Raw genomic sequence first — 21710 nt, forward strand, 5'->3', positions numbered from 1 at the left:
CGTACGGAGAGGAGCAGCACCATGTCCGATCTCGTCCTCGGCATCTCGGCCTTCTACCACGACAGCGCCGCCGCCCTGGTGGCCGACGGCGTGCCCGTCGCGGCGGCGCAGGAGGAGCGTTTCACCAGGCGGCGGCACGACGCCGCGTTCCCGTCCCGGGCAGTGGAGTACTGCCTGGAGGAGGCGGGCGTGAGTTTCGACGACGTCTCCGCGGTCGCCTACTACGAGGACCCGCGGCTGAAGTTCCGCCGGGTGATGGCCACCTTCGCGGGCGCGGCCCCCACGGCGTTCCCGTTCTTCCGCGACGCCTTCCCCTCCTGGTTGTCGCGGCACGGGAAGCGGCACACCGACCGGACCGTCCGCCGGGAGCTCCAGAGGCTCGGACGGGGGCGGGTCCCCGAGGTCTCGGTCCGCCGCCATCACGAATCGCACGCCGCCTCGGCGTTCTTCCCCAGCCCGTACGCGTCGGCCGCCGTGTTGTGCGTCGACGGGGTGGGGGAGTGGGCGACCACCACCCTGTGGCACGGCCGCGGCACCGACCTGACGGCCCTGGCGGAGCTCCGCTTCCCCCACTCGCTGGGCATGCTCTACTCCGCGTTCACCTACTTCTGCGGGTTCAAGGTCGACTCGGGCGAGTACAAGCTGATGGGCCTGGCCCCGTACGGCAGACCGCGCTACGCCGACCTGATCCGCGACACCCTCATCGACATCAAGCCCGACGGCACCTTCCGCCTGGACGTGCGCCGGTTCGAGTACCTGCGCGGCCAGACCATGACCGGGAGCGCCTTCGAGAAGCTCTTCGGCGGGCCGCGACGCCACCCCGAGGGCGAGCTGACCGAGCGCGAGTTCGACCTCGCGGCCTCCGTGCAACAGGTCACCGAGGAGGTGATGCTCCGGCTGGCCCGCACGGCGCGCGACCGGACCGGGGAGTCCACGCTCTGCCTGGCGGGCGGGGTGGCGCTCAACTGCGTCGCCAACGGCAAGATCATCGACGCGGGGATCTTCGACGAGGTCTGGGTCCAGCCGGCCGCGGGCGACGCGGGCGGCGCGCTGGGCGCGGCGCAGGCGGTCGCCATGGAACGCGGGGCCGCACGCGCCCACGTCGGCACCGGTCAGGACGCGATGTCCGGCTCGCTGCTGGGCCCGGCCTACGACGACGACACGATCGGCGCCTACCTGACGGCCAACGGCATCCCGCACCGGCGGTTGTCCGACGACGAACTCGTCGCGCAGGTGGCGGAGGGGCTGGCCGAGGGGAAGATCGTCGGCTGGTTCCAGGGGCGCATGGAGTTCGGTCCGCGTGCGCTCGGGGCCCGCTCGATCCTGGGCGATCCGCGTGACCCCCGGATGCAGTCGGCGATGAACCTGAAGATCAAGTTCCGGGAGTCGTTCCGGCCCTTCGCGCCCGCCGTGCTGGCCGAGGACGCCAAGGACTACTTCGACCTCCGCCAGGAGAGCCCGTACATGCTGGTGGTGGCGCGGGTGGCGGCGGCGCAGCAGCTGGAGACCCCCGAGTCGGGCGTCACCGGCCTGGACCTGCTCCGGGTGCGGCGTTCGACCATCCCGGCGGTCACCCATGTCGACCAGTCGGCGCGGGTGCAGACCGTCGACGGGCGCAGCAACCCCCCGTACCACCGCCTGCTCACCGCGTTCAAGGCGCGGACCGGGTGCCCGGTCCTGGTCAACACCTCGTTCAACGTCCGCGGCGAACCGATCGTGCGGACCCCCGAGGAGGCCTACGTCTGCTTCATGCGGACCGACATCGACATGCTCGCGATCGGCCGGTTCCTGCTGGAGAAGAGCGAGCAACCGGCCTGGTCGGAGCAGTCCGACTGGCGTACGGAAATCCCCCTGGACTGATCGGAACGCCATGCGAACCTTCCTGCTCTTCCTGCTCTACCACCTGGTGGTCACGCCGGCCGGGCTGATCGCCCGGGTGGTGCGCGACCCCCTGTCCCGCCGCGCGGACGCGGACACGACGACCTACTGGATCCCTTCTGACGGGAGGCACCGATGACCAACTTCCGGCGGATTCTCCGCTACCAGATCGAGGACGGGACGCGGGACATCCTCGGCAAGGAGATCGCCGAGCGGGTCTCCAAGAGCTCCCTCGACTCCGACATCGACGACACCATCCTGGCGGGCATCGGCGCCCACGCTCTGCGCCGCTACCTGCCCGGCGAGGTCCTGCACGGGATCGACCTGTTCACCGACTCGGGCAGCCACGCCCTGGTGGTCGCCAACCTGCCCCGGCAGGAGAACCTGCCCGCCACCCCGGTGCACGGGTTCGGCGACGAGCGCGAACTCGCGGTGACCAACGCCCTGCACCTGGGGCTGATCAGATTGATGCGCACCACGCCGTTCGCGGTCGACTTCGAGAACGACGGCCGTCTCATCCGCAACGTGGTGCCCAACCCGGCCGCGGCGGGGCTGACCAGTTCCTGGGGCGCCGACTCGGAGTTCTTCTGGCACTCCGACAACCCGCACCAGCCCTTCGGCATCCCGGGCTCCGACCCGCGCCCCTTCATCCCGCAGTACCTGACCTTCATGGCGATGCGCAACGAGGAGCGGGTGCCGACGGAGCTCACGGCGGTCGAGGACGTGGTCATCCGGCTCGACCAGGAGACCGTCGACCGGCTGACCGCGCCGGAGTTCGAGGTCAGGGCGCCCGCCTCCAACGACGGGGAGCGCACGCAGCCGCTGCGCAACACCTCCGTGCTGAGCTTCGACGCCGGCGGCGGCTACCGGGTGCGCTACGACCGCGGCTCGACCACCGGCCTCACCGCGAACGCGGTCGAGGCGCTCGACCGCTGGTGCGAGGTGCTCCAGACCATTCCGGCCGAGGAGCTGGTGCTGGAGTCGGGGGTCTTCATGGCGTTCGACAACTACCGGGTGCTGCACCGCAGGCGCAAGTTCGTGCCGGGGCCCGCTTCGGCGGCCCGCTGGCTGCGCCGCTGCTACGTCGCCTGACAACCCATCGACCACGAACCTGAGGAGACAGAGATGCCGGGAACGTACCGGGTGGCCGTCATCGGCGGAAGGCCGGCTCCCGTGGCGGGCGCCAAGGAGCTGGGCATCGACGTGGTGCTCTTCCACGAGAAGGGCGCGTACGAGGAATCGGTCCTGCGGCACTGCGAGCAGGTGGTGCACGTGCCCATCACCGACGGGCAGGCCATCCTCGACGTGCTGAAGCCGCTGCACGAGGAGCGCCCCTTCGACCGGGTGCTCACCACCACCGAACCCGCGGGCGAGTCGACCGGATTCGTCGTGGACGCGCTGGGCCTGCCCGGAGTGAGCGAGGCGACGGCCCGCGCCCTGAAGAACAAGGTGCTCACCCGGGAGCTGCTCGACCGCCACGGCCTGAGCCCGGTCCGCTACCGGCACGTCACCGGCGTCGAGGACGTCGTGCGCTTCCAGGCCGAGATCGGCGACCGTGTCATCGTCAAGCCGGCCGACGGGGTGGCCAGCCTGCACATCCACCCGGTGGCCGGCCGGGAGGACGCCGAACGGGCGTGGCGGGCGCTCCAGGAGGCCGGGGTCACCCTGGTGATCGCCGAAGAGTACCTGGAGGGCCCGGTCGTCAGCGTGGACTCCTTCTCGTACGGCGGGCGGCACCTGCCGATCGGCTACTCCGAGTACCGGATGAACGACCGGTACGTCGAATGGGAGGTGAGCACCCCCAGCAGGGTCGCCGCCCCCCACCGGGAGGAGCTGTTCGAGCTGACCCGCAGGCTGCTGGACGCGGTCGGGCTGACCGAGGGGCCCTCGCACAGCGAGTTCGTGCTGACCCCGAAGGGCCCGCGGGTGCTGGAGTCGCACGCGCGGCTGGCCGGGAGCGGCGCTCCCGAGCTGGTCCGCCGCGCCTTCGGGCTCGACCTGAACCGCATGTTCCTCACCGTCCCGCTCGGCATCGACCCGCTGCCGGAGACCTCGCCGGAACCGCTCGGCGGCGCCGCCGTCCGTTTCTTCACCCCGGAGCCCGGCACGATCACGGCCGTCGAGGCGGACCAGGACGCGGCCGACGTGATCAGGACGGTGCCCCCCGGCGAGGTCCCGCTGGTCTTCCTGCCCTACCTGGACGAGTTCACCGACGTCGAGGTGGCCGCGGTGATCGGCAAGAACCCCGGCGACTCCGTGCCGCCGCTGCTGACCGTCGCCGACTGCGTCTCCGGCTACGTCATCGCGTCGGGCGCCGACGCCGCGGACGCCGTGGCCCGGTGCGACCGGGCCAACGACAAGATCCGGTTCAGGACGAGCTGATCCGGCTCCCCGGGCTGGACCGCCCGGCCCGGGGGGCAGCCCTCACGAAAGGAACGCCCGTGACCATGATCAGTTCCGCCGACATGGCCGACTCCGTCACTCAGCTGCGGACCGCCCGCCGGCTCGTCGCCGAACGCTCCACCGCCGACCAGCCGCTCACCCAGGCGGCCCTGCACCTGATCGACTGCGCCGCCGACGTGGTCAGCCGGTTGCCGGCCGGGGACCTGGAGTCGGCCCGCGAGGCACTCGGATCGGCACGGGCGGCCGTGGTCTCCGCCACCTATGCCGTCCGGCGCATCCACGACCTGTCCAGGACGGAGGACGCATGAGCGAGCACATCCTGATCATCCACCGATGGCGCGACCGGCAGGCGCTCTACCAGGACTACATCGACCACGACGCGCACCGGGTCAGCTACGTCACCACGCAGCTCGGCGTCACCTCCGTCCCGGCCGGCGCCGCCGCGGTCCAGGTCGTCCCGGCCACCGACCAGGTGCCCGACGTGCTGGGCGCGGTCGGCGAGCTGACCGCCCTGTACGGGCCCCCGACCCGGATCGTCGCCCTCAACGAGGGGGACCTGGACATCGCCGCGCTGCTCAGGGAACGGCTGGGCTGCGGCGGGCAGGACACCCGGCGGCTGGCCCGGTTCCGCGACAAACTGGTGATGGCCGAGGTGATCTCGGCGGCCGGCATCCCGGCGCCCGCCTGGGCGGACGCGCCCGACGAGGCCGCCGTCCTGGCCTTCGCCGAGGAGCACGGCTGGCCGCTGATCGTCAAACCCCGGAAGGGCACGGCCAGCAGGGACGTGGTCCGCCTCGGCTCGGCGGCCGACCTGCCCGCGCTGCGGCGGCTGCCCGCCGAACCCCGGCTGGTCCAGGAGTTCTGCGGCGACCCCGTCTACCACGTCGACGGGTTGTGGACCGGCGAGCGCCTGGGGCCCTGGCGGGCCTCCCGGTACGTCAACACCTGCGTCGGCTTCACCAAGGGCGACGCGCTCGGCTCCGTCGAGGTCGACGACACGGCCCTGCTGGCGGCGCTGGGCGAGTTCACGGCCGCCGTGGCGGGCGCGCTCAGCGACGAGCCGTGGGTCTTCCACCACGAGGTGTTCGTCGGCACCACCCCCGGGGGCGTTCCCCGGCTGACGTTCCTGGAGTCCGGTTACCGGGTCGGCGGCGCGGAGATCCCGTTCCTGTGGCGGGAGGTGCACGGCATCGACCTGATGCGCGCCGCCGTGGAGATCCAGCTCGGGCGGCGGCCGGACCTGCCGGTCCCGGCCGAGTGGCGGACCGGCGGATGGTTGCTGGTGCCGACCCCGGTGCCCGCTCCGTGCCGGGTGCTCGACTGGGACCTGCCCGAACCGCCCACACCGGGCGAGGGGCCGTACGCCCAGGTGATCGCGCCGGTGGGCGACGTCATCCCCCGGGTCGGCGGCTACGAGCACGTCGGGGCCCGCTTCCGGTTCTGCGGCGACTCCAGCGGGGAGGTCGAGCGGGCCGTGGTCGGCACGGCCGAACGGTTCCGCCTGGAGTGCGCGTCGCTGACCACGGCCGCCGTCCGCTACCGGGCGTGCGTACGGTGACGGCGGCCGTGCTCGTGCTGGAGGACGGCCGGATGTTCCGGGGCCGCGCGTTCGGGGCCGTGGGGGAGACCTTCGGCGAGGCGGTCTTCTCGACGGGCATGACCGGCTACCAGGAGGTCCTCACCGACCCCTCCTACCATCGCCAGATCGTGGTGATGACGGCGCCGCACGTCGGCAACACCGGGATGAACGACGAGGACCCCGAGTCGAGCCGGATCTGGGTGGCCGGGTACGTCGTGCGCGACCCGGCGCGGACGCCGTCGAGCTGGCGTGCCACCCGAGGGCTGGAGGACGACCTGACCGCCCACGGGGTCGTCGGCGTCAGCGGCGTCGACACCCGGGCGCTCACCCGCCACCTGCGTGAGCGCGGCGCGATGCGGGCGGGCGTCTTCTCCGGTCCGGCGATCACGACCGAGGCCGCGATGCTCGGCCGGGTCCGCGCCACGCCGGAGATGACCGGCGCCGACCTGGCCCGCGAGGTCTCGACCGGCGAACCCTATGTCGTCCCCGCGCTCGGCCACCCTCGGCTCCGGGTGGCCGCCGTCGACCTGGGCGTCAAGTCGATGACGCCGCACCGGATGGCCCAGCGCGGGGTCGAGGTGCACGTGCTGCCGTCGGCGGCGACCGTGGAGGACGTCTACGCGCTGGAACCGGACGGCGTCTTCCTGTCCAACGGGCCGGGTGACCCCGACACCGCCGACCTGGCCGTGGTGCACGAGGCGCTGCGACGGGGCACGCCGCTGTTCGGCATCTGCTTCGGCCACGAACTGCTGGGCCGCGCGCTCGGCTTCCCCACGTACAAGCTCAAGTATGGGCATCGCGGGATCAACCAGCCCGTACAGGACCGGATCACCCGCAAGGTCGAGATCACCGCCCACAACCACGGCTTCGCCGTGGACGCCCCGATCGAGGGCGCGACGGTCACGCCCTACGGCCGGGTCGAGGTCTCCCACGTCTGCCTCAACGACGGGGTCGTCGAGGGACTCGTGCTGCTCGACCGGCCGGCGCTGAGCGTCCAGTACCACCCCGAGGCGGCGGCCGGCCCGCATGACGCGGGTCACCTGTTCGACCACTTCGTCGCGATGATGGAGAGACAGCGTGCCTAAACGCACCGACATCCGCTCGGTCCTGGTCGTCGGCTCCGGGCCGATCGTCATCGGCCAGGCCGCAGAGTTCGACTATTCGGGTACGCAGGCCTGCCGGGTCCTCAAGGCCGAAGGGCTGCGGGTGATCCTGGTCAACTCCAACCCGGCCACGATCATGACCGACCCCGAGATGGCCGACGCCACGTACGTGGAACCGGCGACCCCCGAGTTCGTCGAGAAGATCATCGCCAGGGAGCGCCCCGACGCCCTGCTGCCCACCATGGGCGGCCAGACGGGGCTGAACACCGCCATCACCCTGCACGAGACGGGCGTCCTGGAGAAGTACGGCGTCGAACTGATCGGCGCCGACGCCGAGGCCATCCGCAGGGGCGAGAACCGCGAGCGGTTCAAGGCGGTCGTCGACGCCGTCCGCGCCAGGACCGGCCACGGCGAGTCGGCCCGTTCGGTGATCTGCCACTCCATGGCCGAGGTCCTGGCGGGCGCCGACCGGCTCGGCGGATACCCGGTCGTGGTCCGCCCGTCGTTCACCATGGGGGGCGCGGGTTCGGGCATCGCGTACGACGAGGCGGACCTGCGGCGCATCGCCGACGTCGCGCTGACCCTCTCGCCCACCACCGAGGTGCTGCTGGAGGAGTCGATCATCGGCTGGAAGGAGTACGAACTGGAGCTGATGCGCGACCGCAAGGACAACGTGGTCGTCGTCTGCTCGATCGAGAACCTCGACCCGATGGGCGTGCACACCGGCGACTCCATCACCGTGGCGCCCGCGATGACGCTGACCGACCGCGAGTACCAGATCCTGCGCGACATCGGGATCGCCGTCATCCGCGAGGTCGGGGTCGACACCGGCGGCTGCAACATCCAGTTCGCGGTCGACCCCCGCACCGGCCGGATCATCGTCATCGAGATGAACCCCCGCGTCTCCCGGTCCAGCGCGCTGGCCTCCAAGGCCACCGGCTTCCCGATCGCCAAGATCGCGGCCCGGCTGGCGATCGGCTACACCCTGGACGAGATCCCCAACGACATCACCGGGCAGACCCCCGCGTCGTTCGAACCGGCCCTCGACTACGTCGTGGTCAAGGTGCCCCGGTTCGCCTTCGAGAAGTTCCCCGAGGCCGACCCCGTCCTCACCACGACGATGAAGTCGGTCGGCGAGGCCATGGCGATCGGGCGCAACTTCCCCGAGGCGCTCCAGAAGGCGCTGCGCTCGCTGGAGAAGAAGGGCGGCCAGTTCGCCTTCGCCGCCGAGACCGGGAAGGACGAGCTGGTCGAGGCCGTGCGGCGGCCCACCGAGGGCCGGATCACCACGCTCATGCGGGCCGTCCGCGCCGGCGCCACGCGGGCGGAGCTCGCCGAGGCCACCGGGATCGACCCCTGGTTCGTCGACCAGCTCTTCCTCATCGACGAGATCGCCGGCGAACTGGCGGCCGCGCCCGTCCTCGACCGGGACCTGCTCCTCCACGCCAAACGGCACGGGTTCTCCGACGCGCAGATCGCCGCCGTGCGCGGCCTGGACGAACACGAGGTCCGGCGCCTCCGGCACGACCTCGGCGTCCGGCCCGTCTACAAGACCGTCGACACCTGCGCCGCCGAGTTCGCCGCCCGGACCCCGTACTTCTACTCCTCCTACGACGAGGAGACCGAGGTGGCGCCGCGCAGCCGGCCGGCGGTCGTCATCCTCGGGTCGGGCCCCAACCGCATCGGCCAGGGCGTCGAGTTCGACTACTCCTGCGTGCACGCCTCCTTCGCGCTGCACGACGCCGGCTACGAGACCGTGATGATCAACTGCAACCCCGAGACGGTCTCGACCGACTACGACACCTCCGACCGGCTCTACTTCGAGCCGCTCACGCTGGAGGACGTGCTGGAGGTCGTGCACGCGGAGGAGCGGGCCGGGCCGGTCGCGGGCGTCCTGGTGCAGCTCGGCGGACAGACGCCGCTGGGCCTCGCGCAGGCGCTGAAGGACAACGGCGTGCCGGTCGTCGGCACCCCGCCGGAGGCGATCCACCTCGCCGAGGACCGCGGCGCGTTCGGGCGGGTGCTGGCCCGCGCCGGGCTGCCCGGCACCGAGCACGGCACCGCCACCTCCTTCCCGCAGGCCAAGGCGATCGCCGACGAGGTCGGCTACCCGATCCTGGTCCGCCCCTCCTATGTGCTCGGCGGGCGCGGCATGGAGATCGTGTACGACGAGACGCGGCTCGCCGCCTACATCGCCGGCTCCACCGAGATCGGCCCCGACCGCCCGGTCCTGGTCGACCGCTTCCTCGACGACGCCATCGAGGTCGACGTGGACGCCCTCTACGACGGCGCGGAGCTCTACCTCGGCGGCGTGATGGAGCACATCGAGGAGGCCGGGATCCATTCCGGCGACTCCGCGTGCGTCCTGCCGCCGATGACCATCAGCGGCGAGATCGAACGGCTCCGCGCCTCGACCGAGGCCATCGCCCGCGAGATCGGCGTACGCGGACTGATCAACATCCAGTTCGCCCTGGCCGGTTCCGTCCTGTACGTCCTGGAGGCCAACCCCCGGGCGTCGCGCACGGTGCCGTTCGTCTCCAAGGCGACCGCCGTGCCCCTGGCCAAGGCCGCCGCGCGCATCTCGCTCGGCGCGACCATCGCCGACCTGCGCCGCGAGGGCCTGCTGCGCCCCCACGGCGACGGCGGCGACCTGCCGCCGACGGCGCCGATCTCGGTCAAGGAGGCCGTGCTGCCCTGGACCCGGTTCCGCGACGCCTCGGGGCGGGGCACCGACACGGCGCTCGGTCCCGAGATGCGCTCCACCGGCGAGGTGATGGGCATCGACCCGGTCTTCGGCGTCGCCTACGCCAAGTCGCAGAACGCCGCCTACGGCGCGCTGCCCACCAAGGGACGGGTCTTCATCTCGGTCGCCGACCGCTACAAACGGGCCATGGTCTTCCTGGCCGGCGCCCTGGCCGGGCACGGCTTCACCCTGCTCGCCACCGCCGGCACGGCCGAGGTGCTGCGCCGCAACGGGGTCGAGGCGACCGTCGTGCGCAAACACCACGACGGCGCAGGGCCCGACGGCGAGCCGACCGTCGTCCAGCTCATTTACCAGGGCGAGGTCGACCTGGTGGTGAACACCCCCTACGGCGCGGACGGCCGCATGGACGGCTACGAGATCCGCACCGCCGCCGTCGCGCGAGGGGTGCCCTGCCTGACCACCGTCCAGGCCCTGGCGGCCGCCATCCAGGGCGTCGACGCGCTCATCTGCGGAGACATGGGGGTGCTCCCGTTGCAGGAGCACGCCCGCCTGCTCAGGTCACTCGGCGAGGAGGTCCTCGGGTGAGGAGGCGGCCAGCCCGGCCAGGGTGGTGAGGGCGCGCTCCAGCGTCTCGGCCGGGGGAGAGGCGAGGCCGAGGCGGACGGCGTTGGGGGCCCGGTAGTTGCCGACGGCGAAGGCCGCCGCCGGGGTGACGGCGATGCCGTGCCGCGCGGCGGCGGCCACGAACGTGTCGGCCCGCCACGGCGGCGGCAGCTCCCACCAGCAGTAGTACGACCGAGGGTCACTGCGGAGGGTGAACCCGCCCAGTCGGCGGGCGACGATCTCCTGCCGGGCCACGGCCTCCCGCCGTTTGCCGCGGGTCACCGCCCGCACGACGCCGTCGGTCATCCACTTGGTCGCCGCCTCCAGCGCGAACCTCATCGGCGTCCAGCCGCCGGAGTGGAGCGCCGCCGTGACCCCGGCGACGGCGGCCTCGGGGACGACGGCGAAGCCGATGGTCAGGCCGGGCGCCAGGCGCTTGGAGAGGCTGTCGATGACGATCACGTGCTCGGGCGCGAGCGCGGCGAGCGGCGGCAGGTCGTCGCTGAGGAACGACCAGATGGTGTCCTCGATCGCCCGCAGGCCCAGCCGCCCGAGCAGCTCGGCGAGCTCGGCCCGGCGCCCGGCGGGCATGCTGACCGACAACGGGTTGTGCAGCGTCGGCTGGAGATAGACCGCCTTCAGCGGGGCCCTGCGGGCGGCCTCCGCGACGGCCTCGGGGACCAGCCCGTTCTGGTCGACGGCCAGCGGGACGAGGGTGACGCCGAGTCGGCCGGCGATCGTCTTGAGCACGGGATAGGTGAGCTCCTCGACCCCGAGCCGCCCGCCCGGCGGGACCAGCGCGGCGACGGCGGCCGCGATCGCCTGGCGGCCGTTGCCCGCGAAGAGCACCCGCGCCGGATCGGGCCGCCACTCCCTGTGGGCCAGCAACTCCGCGACGGCGTCGCGGGCCTGCGGGGTGCCGGCCGCGCCCACCGGCCGCATCGAGGAGAGCAGGACGTCGGGGCGCAGCAGCGACCTGATGCCGTCGGCCAGCAGCCGGGGCTGCTCGGGCACGACGGGATAGTTGAGTTCGAGGTCGACCCGGGAGTCGCCGGGCTCGGTGAAGGCGGGCCCGGAATGACGGACGGAGGCCCGGACGAACGTGCCGCGGCCGACCTCGCCGACCGTCAGGCCGCGGCGGTTCAGCTCCGCGTAGACCCGGGCGACGGTGGAGTTGGCGATGCCGCGCTGCCGCGCGAAGTCCCGCTGCGGCGGCAGCCGGTCTCCCGGCCGCAACCGCCCGGCCGCGATCTCCGCGGTCACCTCGTCGGCCACCCTGCGGTAGCTCTCCATCTCCTTCTCCTCTCCAGGGCCTCCCCATAGGCCGTGCACGGCAAATTAAGCCGCTAGATAATACAAACACAGAATTGCACCGAGTGCAATATTGGTTATTGCACTCGGAATGAGGTCGTGGATACGCTGAGAAAGCCCTCCGGGTCTGGCGCCGATCGCGATTCTCCTACACAAGAAGGCGGCGACGATGGTCGAACAGAGCGCGGTGCTGGGCGTCGTCACCATCGCCCTCGGCATGGTGCTGTCCCCAGGGCCGAACATGATGTACCTGGTGTCGCGGAGCATCAGCCAGGGACGCCGGGCCGGCGTCATCTCCCTGGCCGGAGTGGTGACCGGATTCCTCGTCTACCTGGTCGGCACCAACCTGGGCCTGGCGGTGCTCTTCGCCGCGGTCCCTGAGATCCTCACCGTGATCCGCCTGGCCGGGGCCGCCTACCTGCTCTGGCTGGCCTGGAAGACCATCAGGCCCGGCGGCGTGTCGGTGTTCACCGTGCAGGAGGTGCCGCACGACCCCCCGCGCCGGCTCTTCGCGATGGGCCTGATGACCAATCTGCTCAATCCGAAGATCGCCATTCTTTACATTTCCGTCATTCCGCAATTCATCGACCTGGAGAAGGGCAATGTTCTCCTTCAAGGGCTTGTCCTCGGAGCATTCCAGATCGTGGTGGCCACCTCCGTGAACCTGTCGATCGTCCTGGTCGCTGGCGGGGTCGCGGGCTTCCTGGCCCGCCGCCCGTTCTGGCTGCAGGCCCAGAGGGTCGTCATGGGGAGCATGCTCGGCGTCCTGGCCGTCATGCTCGCCTTCGACCACAGCGCGAGCGCCCCACCGGAGGCGGTGTCTGAAAAGTTCATCCAATCCATCAACTGACCTGCGAGAACACCCGACCCGGCCGCCGGCCGTTGTCCGGGTCATCCATCGGCACGGAGCATCCTGGTCATGAAGGCCCGACTGGCGCTGATCGCTGGAGCCCTGCTCGCGATCACCGGCTCGCTCCCCGCGTACGCCGCGGACACCACCCCACCGACGCGCCCGACGGGACTCATCCCGTGTCCGCCGCCCAGCGCACCCGGCCAGCAGTACGGCTACGCCAGCATCTGCTGGCAGCCCGCCACCGACGACGCGGGCCCCATCGCCAAGTACGAGCTGTACGTCCTGGAGGCCACGGGCTTCCGGCTGGCCACCACGACGACGGGCACCATCGCCGGCACGACGGGCGTCAGGGGCCGCGGCTACACCTTGTACGTCATGGCCGTCGACCTGTCCGGCAACCGCAGCGCGCCGTCGGACTTCATCACGGTCACCGCGAGCACGGGCATGCAACCCTCGCCCACCCCCACGCCCTCGCCCATCCCCACGCCGTCACCCTCGCCGATCGTGGACGAGACGCCGCCGTCGCAACCGGCGAACGTGCGCGACAACTGCGTGTTCGACTTCCCCGGCGCCGGTTTCTGCTGGAACGCCTCCACCGACGACGTCGGCGTGACCGCCTACGACGTCTACCGGGAATCCCCGCTGTACGGATGGGTCAAGGCCGGGACCACCACCCAGACCTTCTTCATCGAGACCGGCCTGGTGACCGGCCAGTACTACAACTACACGGTCGTGGCCAGAGACGCCGCCGGCAACGTCAGCAGGCCGTCGGCGGTGACCCCGGTCCTGGCCCGGCCCGGCTTCCCGACCCCGACCCCCACACCGCCGACGACGTGCGAGGTCACGTACAACACGAGCGGCTGGGGCGCCGGCATGAGCTCGTGGATGACCCTGAAGAACACCGGCACCACCCCCGTCGCCGCCTGGACGCTGCGCTTCACCTTCCCCGACGCGGGCCAGGAGGTGACCCAGGGGTACAGCGCGACCTGGAGCCAGGCCGGCCCGGCGGTCACGGCGGCGAACCTGCCGTGGAACGCGGAGATCCGGCCGGGTGCGGTCGTCCACCTCGGCTTCACCGGAGCACACGCGGGGGCGAACCCCAAACCGTCCGCCTTCACGCTCAACGGGAGCGAATGCGCCGTCGGCTAGGGGGGTTGCCCGGCGCGCTCACGGTGTTACGTTCCGTGGGGAGGTTGTGATGACCGCAGAGCTCCGCCCGGGTCCGCTGGGCACCCCGTCCCCCGACTACGCCCGCCGCCGCGAGCACGACCCGATGGGCGCCGCTCCGATGCCGAGCGGCGACCACGTGCCGGTGGCCGTGCGTTACGAGGACGTCCGCATGCTGCTGGCCTCGCCCGCGTCCAGCCGCAACCTGCGGTTGCCGGGGCTGCCGAGGTTCGTCGCCGGCATCGGCATCGACGACGACCCCGACGCCCTGGTCAACCAGGACGCGCCCGGGCACACCCGCTACCGGCGCATCATGCAGGGCGCCTTCACGCCCCGCCAGACCGAACGGTGGCGGCCGAGGGTCGCCGACATCGCGAATGAGCTGATCGACGAGACCGGCGACGAGTTCGACCTCGTGAGCGCGTTCGCGGTGCGGATCCCGGGCCGGGTGATCTGCGAGCTGCTCGGCGTGCCCCTGGAGAGGTACGACCAGTTCCTCGCCTGGACCGACATGTTCCTCACCACGTCCACGGCCGACGAGACGGTGCGCTACCGGGGCTACACCGAGTTCATGGCGTACTGCGCCGAACTGGTCGCCGAGCACCGCGCCAACCCGGGCCACGACCTGATCGACCTGCTGGTGGCCGCCCGCGACGAAGACGACCGGCTGACCGAGGGCGAGCTGGTCAACACGGTCTTCTCCCTCATCACCGCCGGGCACGAGACGACCGCCTCGATGATCACCAAGGGGGTGCTGCGGCTGCTGCTGCACCCCCGGGCCTGGGCCGAGCTGGCCGCCGACCCGGATCTGGCACCCACCGCGATCGAAGAGGTGCTGCGCTACGACGGCCCCCCGGCCAGCGCGTTCATGCGACGGATCACGCGGGACCTCGACCTGCCGAGCGGCTGCCCGGTCGCGGCCGGCACCGTGGTCCTACCGGACCTGCTGGCGGCCAACCACGACCCCGCGGCGTTCCCCGATCCGGGGAACTTCGACATCCACCGATTCGCCGTGCACCCGCCCAACCCCCACGTCGCCTTCGGGTACGGCCCGCACCGCTGCCTGGCCGCCGCCCTGGCCCGGGTCGAGCTGACCGAGGCGATCCGCGCGCTGGCGACCCGGCTGCCCGGCCTGCGCCTGGCCGTGCCCCCGGAGCAGATCCCCTGGACCAGCGGACTGGTGCACCGGCCGGGCCGCCTGATGGTCAGAGTCTCCTAACCGCCGACGGGGCGGTAATCGAGGACGATGGCGCCGGAGCTGAAGGTGGCGGTGCCGGCCAGTTTCCACTTGGTGCTCTCGACGCCGTCGGCGAACAGCCGCCTGCCGGTGCCGACCACGACGGGGTGCAGGTGCCCGATCAGATGGTTCAGCAGCTCGATGCTGCCGTAGATCAGCAGGCCTCCGCCTTCCTCGGCCCGGAGCTTGGCGACCTCCTCGGCGACGTCTCCCTCGATCACGGTGGCGTTCCACCCGGGATCACGCAGGGTGGTCGAGGCGACGTATCCGGGGAGGCCGTTCATCTCCGCGGCGCCGGGCGCAGATCCCGGTTCCACCAGGCAGACGCGTGGCGGTGATCCGGCCGAGCCGGTCGACGGGCAGCGGAAGAACGGCGGCCGGGAACTGGGACATTTACTCCACCGTCCTGATCCGGGCGAGCAGAAGGCCCGGCCGCGACCTGCGACCGGGCCTTGACCTGCGACGTCCCGCTAACTGACCCAGCCGCCGCACGTCCAGGAGCTGGGCGGGGTCGACTGGTAGCCGACGCCCCAGCAGGCGTGGAAGCGCTCGCTGCCGTCGGAGGGGCGCGACGGAACGGTTCCGGTGTTGTGCGTGCCGAAGTTGCCGAACTCCACCCGCTTGGACTGGGTGTGCGTGGTCAGCCAGCCGTAGCTGCCCCACAGCTGCCGCTCGATCTTCACCCACCACGGATTGCAGCACTGGTCGCTGGTGTCCCAGACGAAGCGTCCATACCGGGTGGAGCAGTTGGTGCCGACCACGTGCGTGCTCCAGGTGCCGTTCCAGCCCCAGTAGCTGCTGCCGCTGTTCACGGTCCCGCAGGCCGCGTTGGCGGGCTGGCTGACGGCCAGCGGGATGGCGAGGCCGATGCAGAGGGCGATCGCCGTCGAGATCATTGATCGTGTGAGTCGCATAGCCGTAAGAGTCGATCAGCGCGCCACCGGGGAGAAGGCCTTTGCGGGACAACGCAAAGGCCTTCGCCGCCTCCTACCAGCCGGTGTAGTTCACCTCTGAACTGCGCAGGTGGTTGCCGAACACGGTCGCGTACTCCTGCGCCCCTCTCTTCGTCGGGTGGAACGAGCTGCGGCTCGCGCAGCGGACGCTGTCGCCGAGACAGCCGGTCCAGACGTCGGTGAAGTCACCCGGGCCGGTCTTGCTGAACATCAGGCCGTTCACCCACCGGTCGGTGCCGCACGTGCCGTGGCCCTGGAACGCGGGCAGGGGGTCGGCGAAGGAGACCTCGAACCCGTTGTTCTTCAGTCCCTCCACCGTCTTGCGCGCCTCGGCGGCGAAGAACGCGCTGGCCCGGCCGAGCACGCCCACCGCGTCGACGCCGAACTGCCCGCACAACGTCAGGGGCGGGGACGTGCCGGCGATGTCCGGATAGCCCATGAGGACGATCTTCGCCTTCTTGCCCCTGGAGGGACTCTTGTTGTCCGCGTCGTTCTCGATCTCCTTGAGGATGTTCGCGACGTTCGCCTGTTCCCCCAGCGTCACCCGGGTGTTGAGCGTCTCCAGGATGTTGGCCCGCAGGTCGTCCTCGAAGTCGCCCGGACGACATCGGATGCCGAGGAGGCAGTCCAGGATGACGCCGTCCCAGTCCGCGTCGTTGGCGCCCAGCGTGAGGGCGACCAGGGTCGTGTTCTTCGTCAGGACGTCGCCGTTCAGCTGCGCCGCCTCCCGGAACCGGCCCTCCGCGCCGTCCCGGTAGTCCGACCAGGAGCCGATCGGGTTCTGCATGTACGCGTACTGCCCCACGGTCAGGTCCCGGGTGGCGGCCCCGGAGCAGGCGACGAAGGAGAAGTCGAGCCTCGGATCCCAGGAGTCGGCCAGCTGGCCGATGGTCTGGGTCTCGCCCGGCAGGACCGTCTGGCGGATCCAGGCGTCCCTGCTGCGGCGGCAGGCGTTCCAGCGGGGCGTCTTGTACTCGAAGTCGGTCTCCGGGTAGTAGTTCCCGACGCCCTCACCCGAGGTGACGGAGTCGCCCATGGCGACCACGAAGTGCTTGGGCCGTTTCGCGAGCACCTGGAAGGCGATCGCGTCCCACGAGACGGCCGCCGAGCCGTCGCCTTCGTTGTTCCGGTTGGTGAGCGACACCTTCGGTCTCTGCGGCCCCTTGAACTCGAAGACGCCCAGGTTGTACCACTCGTTCACCTCCCGGCTCTGGTTCAGGGTGCGGTACTCCGCGGAGCCGTCCCCGATGTGGACGGTGTAGGGGGCCTGCTGGGTCTCCGCCCGTCGTTTCGGGATGTGGACGAGCACCCGGGCCCACCCGTTGATGTGCTGGTCGAGCTCCCAGGTGCCGGTCACCTTCATCACGTCGCCGTTGTGCGCGGCCATCCGCGAGTACGCGAACCACTCGTGGCCGCCGAACCCGTTGCCGAGCTGCTGGAAGTCGGCCCTGGCGGGCACCCGCCCGGCCGAGTCCTGGGCGAACTCGAAGCTCAGCGTGCCGTGGTTGTCCCACCCGTTGTTGTTGCAGTTGCTCCGGATCGCGTACTGCTTGCCGTCGTCGACGATCAGCACCTTCGTCGTGTCGCCGCTGATGTACGGCAGCCCGGGTGTGTGACAGGGCGTCAGGTGGTCCTGCGGTTCGGCGCGCTCGGTCGAGGCCCAGGTGGAGTCGTACCGCAACGACGCCTCATGGCCGCAGGCCGACGAGCAGTCCTTCCACTCCGTGGGGAGGTGCCACCAGCACTTGAAGTCGGACCGCTGGCAGGTGCCGCGCCCGTTCCCCGTGGACGGCGGCAGGCATTCGCTGCCCGGAGCGCAGAAGGCGTTGTTGTCGACGATCCCCGTGTTGGAGATCGTCGGCACGATCATGGTGCGGTAGCCCTCGTTCGTCCACCAGGCATAGTTGTAGCCGCCTTCGGCGACGGTCTTGTTCTGGGCCGCGTCCCAGTAGGTCTTGGTGATCGGCCACGCCGCCCAGCCCAGCACCTTCTCCTGGTAGGGCCAGTCCTGCGGGTGCGCCGCGTCGGAGTAGTTGTTGTTGTCGAGGAACGGGCGGCGGTCCGGCCGGTAGGTCGAGTTGGCGGGGTTGTTCGTCCAGCCCACCCCCCACGCGCCGTTGTTCGGGGTGCCGTTGTTGTCGATCTTCCAGGCGTCGGCCTTGGCGTGCCAGCCGGAGTTGTACGCCCAGACGGCGAGATACCAGTTCTCGATCTTCGACGGGTCGCCGTCGTGGACCTTCGCCTGGCCGTCGGTGTCGGTCCAGATCTGGTTCCACTTCTGGGCCAGGGTCGACATGCCCGCCGCGATGTTGGTGACGTAGTCGAGCGCCACCCGCTTCTGCGTGTTGGGGCTCCACTGGGACACGTCGCCGCGCATGTTGTCGGTCTGCTGGGAGATGCCGTAGCCGCAGTCGGCCTTGGTGAAGTCGACGTCCCAGTCGTTGGCGGCGTTGTCGTCGTAGATGTTGACGCCGTAGAAGTTGCCGACCAGCGGGTTGCCGGTCTCGCCCTCCAGCACGCTGCGCTGCGCCTGCCACAGGTTCGACTCCTGCGCCAGGATGCCGAACATGATCGACACCGGGATGCGGCCGCCGCCCTGGAGGTCGGGCACGGGGAACTCCGTCTGCGGGTTCCACGCGGGCAGGCCCGAACCCTTCCAGCCGGTCGGGCGGGTCACGTTCAGCCGGTTCTTGAAGACGAGCTGGTCGACGGCCCACTCCACCTGCCGCCAGTGCGGCTGGTAGACCTGGATCGCCGGGTCGTTACGCGGGACGGCGCACCGGTAGCCGGTGTCGACGGTCCCGGTGACGGCCGTGGTCACGGCGGGCCCCACCGGCCGGAGGGCCGGCGCCAGCCTGGGGTTGGTGACGCGCCCGGAGGCCGCCGCCGGGAGCAGGTCCTCGCCCGGTTGCACCACGAAGCCGACGTCGGTCTTGGTCGTGACGACCTGGGCGGTGATGTCGACGGGCTCGGCGTCGGGCACGTCGGGGCTGGCGCCGGGTCTGTCGTCGCCCAGGGTGGAGGCGTCCGGCGGTCCCGTGGGCGGGGCGCCGGGGCCGCCGCGCAGCCCTCGCATCACCGCGCCGGTGACCGCCAGGCCGCCGTCGGAGGAGACGTCGGCCGCCGCCGGGGCCTCCAGGAGCGACACGCCCTGCGGGAGGGCGGCCTGCCGATCGGCCCGTCCGACGAGGAAGACGCGGCCGTTCGTGCCGGACTGAACCGTCAGCTCGCCCAGGCGGCCGGACGCCAGTTCGCGGGTCTGCCCGCGCAGGTACTGCCGGACCTTGACCGACGCGCCGTCGCGGGTGGCGAAGGCCACGCCGCCGTCGGCGGTCGCGCGCAGGTCGAAGGGCACCGATTCGGTCGCGGCGAGCTGCGTGAGCGCCCCGCCCGCCCGCACCTCGACGAGCCGCGCCCCGTCGGCCGCCACCAGGGTGTCGCCCACGGGGACGGCCGAGGTGAGCTGGCCGGCGGTCACGACGGCCCTGGTCACCCGCTTGGCGGCGGTGTCGACCGTGAGGATGCGGGTGGTGCGGCGCCGTTCGCTGACGCCCTGCGTGAGCGCGACCGTGTCACCGGCGCCGCAGCCCGGGTTGAAATAGGCGAGGGTGACCTGGTCGCGGAGCTTGGTGACGGCGCCGGTCCTGGCGTCGATGATCGCGGCGAACGCGCCCCGGCTGAACAGCCAGTCGCGGTTGGTGAAGTAGCGCGGCGCGTAGACCGCCACGATCGTGCCGCCCGATCCGGTGAGGCAGGCGTTGCCGATCCACTGGTCGGTGTCCATGCCCGGCTCGGTGAGGGTGGCGACGGTCCGCCACTGGTAGCCCGAGGCGGCCGTCGCCGTGAACACGTGGAACCCGGTCGCGTCACCGGCCGTGGTGACGGCGAGGTCGGCGGACTTCTGCCAGTTCGCGCCCAGCACGCGGTCACGCTGCTCGGGCTGGACGGACGACGGTTCGAACTGCTGCGGCGACGGGGCGGGGGAGGGCGCGGGCGGCTCGGCCAGCGCGGGGGTCGCGGGGGTCAACAGGGTGGCCAGACTGGCGGCGATCGTGGCACCGATGAGGAGCAGCCGCCGGGGGTGTCTCATACCCGGGAGCATCGGCAGGCCGCCTTGACACGACCTTGCCACTCAGGGCCGCAGCGTCGCGGTGGCGATCTCCAGGAAGTCGCGCAGCAGTTTCTCGCGCCGGTCCGCGAGGACGGCCAGGCACGTCTCGATCTCGGGGGCGTCCGTGACGGGGAGGTGGACGAGGTCGGGGCGGGAGTAGGAGCGCGCGATGCTCAGCGGGACGAGCCCGATGCCGTGCCCGGAGGCGATGAGCTCGAACTTCTCCTCAAGGGAGGACGTCCGCCGCGTCGGCGTGTCGAGGAGCCGCTCGCCGGCGACGTCCGCGGAGGTGAGCTCGTCACGGCCCGCCAGCGGGTGCGCCGCGGGCATGCAGGCGACCCGGGGCTCGTGTCCGATCGAGATGGTGCGCAACCCCGAATCGTCGAACGGCCGCCGCAGGAACCCGACCTGGGCCCGGCCGTCCCGGAGCGGCGCGTCCTGCTCCCACCAGCGCGTCGGTACGACGTCGGTCTCGACGTCCGGATGGCGCGAGGTGAACGCCCGGATCGCGTCCGAGACGTGCAGCCCGGGGGAGAAGGCGACAGTGAGCCGCTGGACGCCCCGATCGGCGTCGTGGACCCGCCGCACCGCCGTGGCGACGGCCGCGAGGATGCCCTGCGCCTCCTCGTAGAGCTGCTTCCCGGCGGCGGTCAGCTCCACGCTGCGGGTGGTCCGGACGAGCAGCGTGCACCCCAGCTCCTGCTCGAAGGCCCTGATCTGACGGCTGAGCACCGGCTGGGCGATGTAGAGCTGTTCCGCCGCCCGGCCGAAGTTCCGGCGCTCGGCCACCGCGACGAAATAGCGGAGCTTGCGGAGATCGAGATCCATGCCGTCAGGGTATCAATGGCCAGAGAAGGGTATTGGACGCCACAAATCGGACACCGCGACACTCTCCATATGATCGTCATCACCACCCCCACCGGCCAGATCGGTAGCCGGCTCCTGGACGTCCTGCTCAACGAGACCGGTGGCGAGGAGTTGCGCGTCATCGTGCGCGACCCCGCGAGACTGCCCGACCGGGCCCGCGCCCGCGTCGACGTCGTCACCGGCTCCCACGACGACGCCGGGGTCGTCGACCGCGCCTTCGCCGGTGCCGACGCCGTCTTCTGGCTGGTCCCGCCGAACCCGCGGGCGCCGAGCCTGGACGCCGCCTACTCCGGCTTCAGCCACGCCGCCGCGAAGGCGTTCACCACCCACGGAGTGGGGCACGTCGTCGGCGTCTCGGCGCTCGGCCGCGACACACCCGTCGCCGACCGCGCCGGACTGGTCACGGCGTCGCTGGCCATGGACGACCTCATCGCGAGCACCGGCGTGGCCTACCGGGCGCTCGCTAACCCGAGCTTCATGGACAACCTGCTCCGGCAGGCGGCGTCGATCCGCGCCGACGGCGTGTTCACCGGCACCGCCGCCCCCGACCACAGAACACCCGTGGCCGCCACCCGGGACATCGCCGCCGCCGCCGCCCGCCTGCTGCTCGACCGTTTGTGGACAGGCACGGGCGAGGTCCCGGTGCTGGGCCCCGAGTCCCTCTCACCGAACGACATGGCGCACATCATGACCGAGGTGCTCGGCCGCCCGGTCCGCTACGAGCGGCAGTCGCTCGCCGACTTCCGCGCCGCACTCACCGGACGCGGCTTCGGGGACGCCTTCGTCGACGGCTATGTCGACATGATGCGCGCCAAGAACGAGGGCCTCGACGACGGCGTGCGGCGCACCCCTCGGACGGCGAGCCCGACGACCTTCCGCGAATGGTGTGAAGAGGTCCTGAAGTCAGAGGTGGAGATTTTGTAGGGAAAATGAGGAGTTCC

General features: G+C 71.3%; 17 protein-coding genes. 12 read left to right on the plus strand and 5 right to left on the minus strand.

Annotation, left to right across the window (positions count from 1 at the left end; translation table 11 throughout):
• Positions 1–21 precede the first annotated feature (21 nt).
• Genes QSK34_RS26435 through carB form a run of 8 tightly spaced genes read left to right on the plus strand, consistent with a single transcriptional unit; the run spans position 22 to position 10252 of the window.
• On the plus strand, positions 22–1860 hold the full coding sequence (locus QSK34_RS26435; protein ID WP_285587683.1) for a carbamoyltransferase family protein: 1839 nt from the start codon (positions 22–24) through the stop codon (positions 1858–1860).
• Positions 1861–1870: 10 nt separating this feature from the next.
• On the plus strand, positions 1871–2017 hold the full coding sequence (locus QSK34_RS26440) for a hypothetical protein (RefSeq protein ID WP_285587685.1): 147 nt from the start codon (positions 1871–1873) through the stop codon (positions 2015–2017).
• Positions 2014–2970, plus strand: a complete 957-nt coding sequence (locus QSK34_RS26445) for a Fe(II)-2OG oxygenase family protein (RefSeq protein ID WP_285587687.1) — start codon at positions 2014–2016, stop codon at positions 2968–2970. The genes QSK34_RS26440 and QSK34_RS26445 overlap by 4 nt, the downstream gene beginning before the upstream one ends.
• Positions 2971–3003: 33 nt before the next feature.
• Positions 3004–4260 carry an ATP-grasp domain-containing protein gene (locus tag QSK34_RS26450; protein ID WP_285587690.1) on the plus strand — a complete coding sequence of 419 codons (1257 nt, stop codon included), beginning with the start codon at positions 3004–3006 and terminating at the stop codon, positions 4258–4260.
• A gap of 59 nt (positions 4261–4319) precedes the next feature.
• Positions 4320–4589, plus strand: a complete 270-nt coding sequence (locus tag QSK34_RS26455) for a hypothetical protein (RefSeq protein ID WP_202610653.1) — start codon at positions 4320–4322, stop codon at positions 4587–4589.
• Positions 4586–5839 carry an ATP-grasp domain-containing protein gene (locus QSK34_RS26460; RefSeq protein ID WP_285587693.1) on the plus strand — a complete coding sequence of 418 codons (1254 nt, stop codon included), beginning with the start codon at positions 4586–4588 and terminating at the stop codon, positions 5837–5839. The genes QSK34_RS26455 and QSK34_RS26460 overlap by 4 nt, the downstream gene beginning before the upstream one ends.
• Positions 5840–5871: 32 nt before the next feature.
• The gene (gene carA, locus QSK34_RS26465) at positions 5872–6945 is read left to right on the plus strand and encodes a glutamine-hydrolyzing carbamoyl-phosphate synthase small subunit (RefSeq protein ID WP_285587812.1); all 1074 of its coding nucleotides are present in this window, start codon (positions 5872–5874) and stop codon (positions 6943–6945) included.
• Positions 6938–10252, plus strand: a complete 3315-nt coding sequence (gene carB, locus QSK34_RS26470; protein WP_285587694.1) for a carbamoyl-phosphate synthase large subunit — start codon at positions 6938–6940, stop codon at positions 10250–10252. Before carA ends, carB begins: the two co-directional genes overlap by 8 nt.
• On the opposite strand, the gene QSK34_RS26475 is transcribed toward carB, so the two are convergent.
• Positions 10226–11563 carry an aminotransferase-like domain-containing protein gene (locus QSK34_RS26475; protein WP_285587696.1) on the minus strand — a complete coding sequence of 446 codons (1338 nt, stop codon included), beginning with the start codon at positions 11561–11563 and terminating at the stop codon, positions 10226–10228. The genes carB and QSK34_RS26475 overlap by 27 nt on opposite strands.
• Positions 11564–11750: 187 nt before the next feature.
• Here QSK34_RS26475 and QSK34_RS26480 point away from each other — a divergent pair, with 187 nt between their 5' ends.
• The 3 genes from QSK34_RS26480 to QSK34_RS26490 all read left to right on the plus strand — a co-directional run bounded on the left by QSK34_RS26480 (position 11751) and on the right by QSK34_RS26490 (position 14820).
• Positions 11751–12431: a LysE family translocator gene (locus QSK34_RS26480; protein ID WP_285587698.1), complete on the plus strand. Its 681-nt coding sequence runs from the start codon at positions 11751–11753 to the stop codon at positions 12429–12431.
• Between the two features lie 69 nt (positions 12432–12500).
• Positions 12501–13583 (plus strand): cellulose binding domain-containing protein, encoded by a 1083-nt coding sequence (locus tag QSK34_RS26485; RefSeq protein ID WP_285587700.1) that lies wholly within the window; start codon positions 12501–12503, stop codon positions 13581–13583.
• 49 nt (positions 13584–13632) lie between these two features.
• Positions 13633–14820 (plus strand): cytochrome P450, encoded by a 1188-nt coding sequence (locus tag QSK34_RS26490; protein ID WP_285587702.1) that lies wholly within the window; start codon positions 13633–13635, stop codon positions 14818–14820.
• Here the strand turns inward: QSK34_RS26490 and QSK34_RS26495 are convergent.
• The 4 genes from QSK34_RS26495 to QSK34_RS26510 form a co-directional block, all read right to left on the minus strand.
• On the minus strand, positions 14817–15122 hold the full coding sequence (locus tag QSK34_RS26495) for a dihydrofolate reductase family protein (protein WP_285587704.1): 306 nt from the start codon (positions 15120–15122) through the stop codon (positions 14817–14819). The two genes, QSK34_RS26490 and QSK34_RS26495, sit on opposite strands and share 4 nt — an antisense overlap.
• Before the next feature lie 186 nt (positions 15123–15308).
• Complete coding sequence (locus tag QSK34_RS26500) at positions 15309–15752, minus strand: hypothetical protein (protein WP_285587706.1); 444 nt, start codon at positions 15750–15752, stop codon at positions 15309–15311.
• A 73-nt stretch (positions 15753–15825) separates the two neighbouring features.
• Entirely contained in the window at positions 15826–19881 is a 4056-nt protein-coding gene (locus QSK34_RS26505; RefSeq protein WP_285587707.1) for a golvesin C-terminal-like domain-containing protein, read from the minus strand.
• Between the two features lie 42 nt (positions 19882–19923).
• Complete coding sequence (locus tag QSK34_RS26510; protein ID WP_285587709.1) at positions 19924–20730, minus strand: LysR family transcriptional regulator; 807 nt, start codon at positions 20728–20730, stop codon at positions 19924–19926.
• Positions 20731–20799: 69 nt separating this feature from the next.
• On the opposite strand from QSK34_RS26510, the gene QSK34_RS26515 reads away from it, so the two are divergent.
• Positions 20800–21693 (plus strand): NAD(P)H-binding protein, encoded by an 894-nt coding sequence (locus tag QSK34_RS26515; protein ID WP_285587711.1) that lies wholly within the window; start codon positions 20800–20802, stop codon positions 21691–21693.
• The last annotated feature ends 17 nt before the right edge of the window (positions 21694–21710 follow it).

This window comes from Herbidospora sp. NBRC 101105, assembly GCF_030269205.1.
Lineage (GTDB): Bacteria > Actinomycetota > Actinomycetes > Streptosporangiales > Streptosporangiaceae > Herbidospora > Herbidospora solisilvae.

Bases quoted from the DNA above. Each gene is read 5' to 3' on its own strand.
- QSK34_RS26475 (WP_285587696.1), bottom strand. From the start codon at position 11,563: ATGGAGAGCTACCGCAGGGTGGCCGACGAGGTGACCGCGGAGATCGCG.
- QSK34_RS26500 (WP_285587706.1), bottom strand. From the start codon at position 15,752: ATGCGACTCACACGATCAATGATCTCGACGGCGATCGCCCTCTGCATC.
- QSK34_RS26505 (WP_285587707.1), bottom strand. From the start codon at position 19,881: ATGAGACACCCCCGGCGGCTGCTCCTCATCGGTGCCACGATCGCCGCC.
- carA (WP_285587812.1), top strand. From the start codon at position 5,872: ATGTTCCGGGGCCGCGCGTTCGGGGCCGTGGGGGAGACCTTCGGCGAG.
- QSK34_RS26490 (WP_285587702.1), top strand. From the start codon at position 13,633: ATGACCGCAGAGCTCCGCCCGGGTCCGCTGGGCACCCCGTCCCCCGAC.
- QSK34_RS26515 (WP_285587711.1), top strand. From the start codon at position 20,800: ATGATCGTCATCACCACCCCCACCGGCCAGATCGGTAGCCGGCTCCTG.
- QSK34_RS26460 (WP_285587693.1), top strand. From the start codon at position 4,586: ATGAGCGAGCACATCCTGATCATCCACCGATGGCGCGACCGGCAGGCG.
- QSK34_RS26485 (WP_285587700.1), top strand. From the start codon at position 12,501: ATGAAGGCCCGACTGGCGCTGATCGCTGGAGCCCTGCTCGCGATCACC.
- QSK34_RS26510 (WP_285587709.1), bottom strand. From the start codon at position 20,730: ATGGATCTCGATCTCCGCAAGCTCCGCTATTTCGTCGCGGTGGCCGAG.
- QSK34_RS26480 (WP_285587698.1), top strand. From the start codon at position 11,751: ATGGTCGAACAGAGCGCGGTGCTGGGCGTCGTCACCATCGCCCTCGGC.
- QSK34_RS26495 (WP_285587704.1), bottom strand. From the start codon at position 15,122: ATGAACGGCCTCCCCGGATACGTCGCCTCGACCACCCTGCGTGATCCC.
- QSK34_RS26445 (WP_285587687.1), top strand. From the start codon at position 2,014: ATGACCAACTTCCGGCGGATTCTCCGCTACCAGATCGAGGACGGGACG.
- QSK34_RS26440 (WP_285587685.1), top strand. From the start codon at position 1,871: ATGCGAACCTTCCTGCTCTTCCTGCTCTACCACCTGGTGGTCACGCCG.
- QSK34_RS26450 (WP_285587690.1), top strand. From the start codon at position 3,004: ATGCCGGGAACGTACCGGGTGGCCGTCATCGGCGGAAGGCCGGCTCCC.
- QSK34_RS26435 (WP_285587683.1), top strand. From the start codon at position 22: ATGTCCGATCTCGTCCTCGGCATCTCGGCCTTCTACCACGACAGCGCC.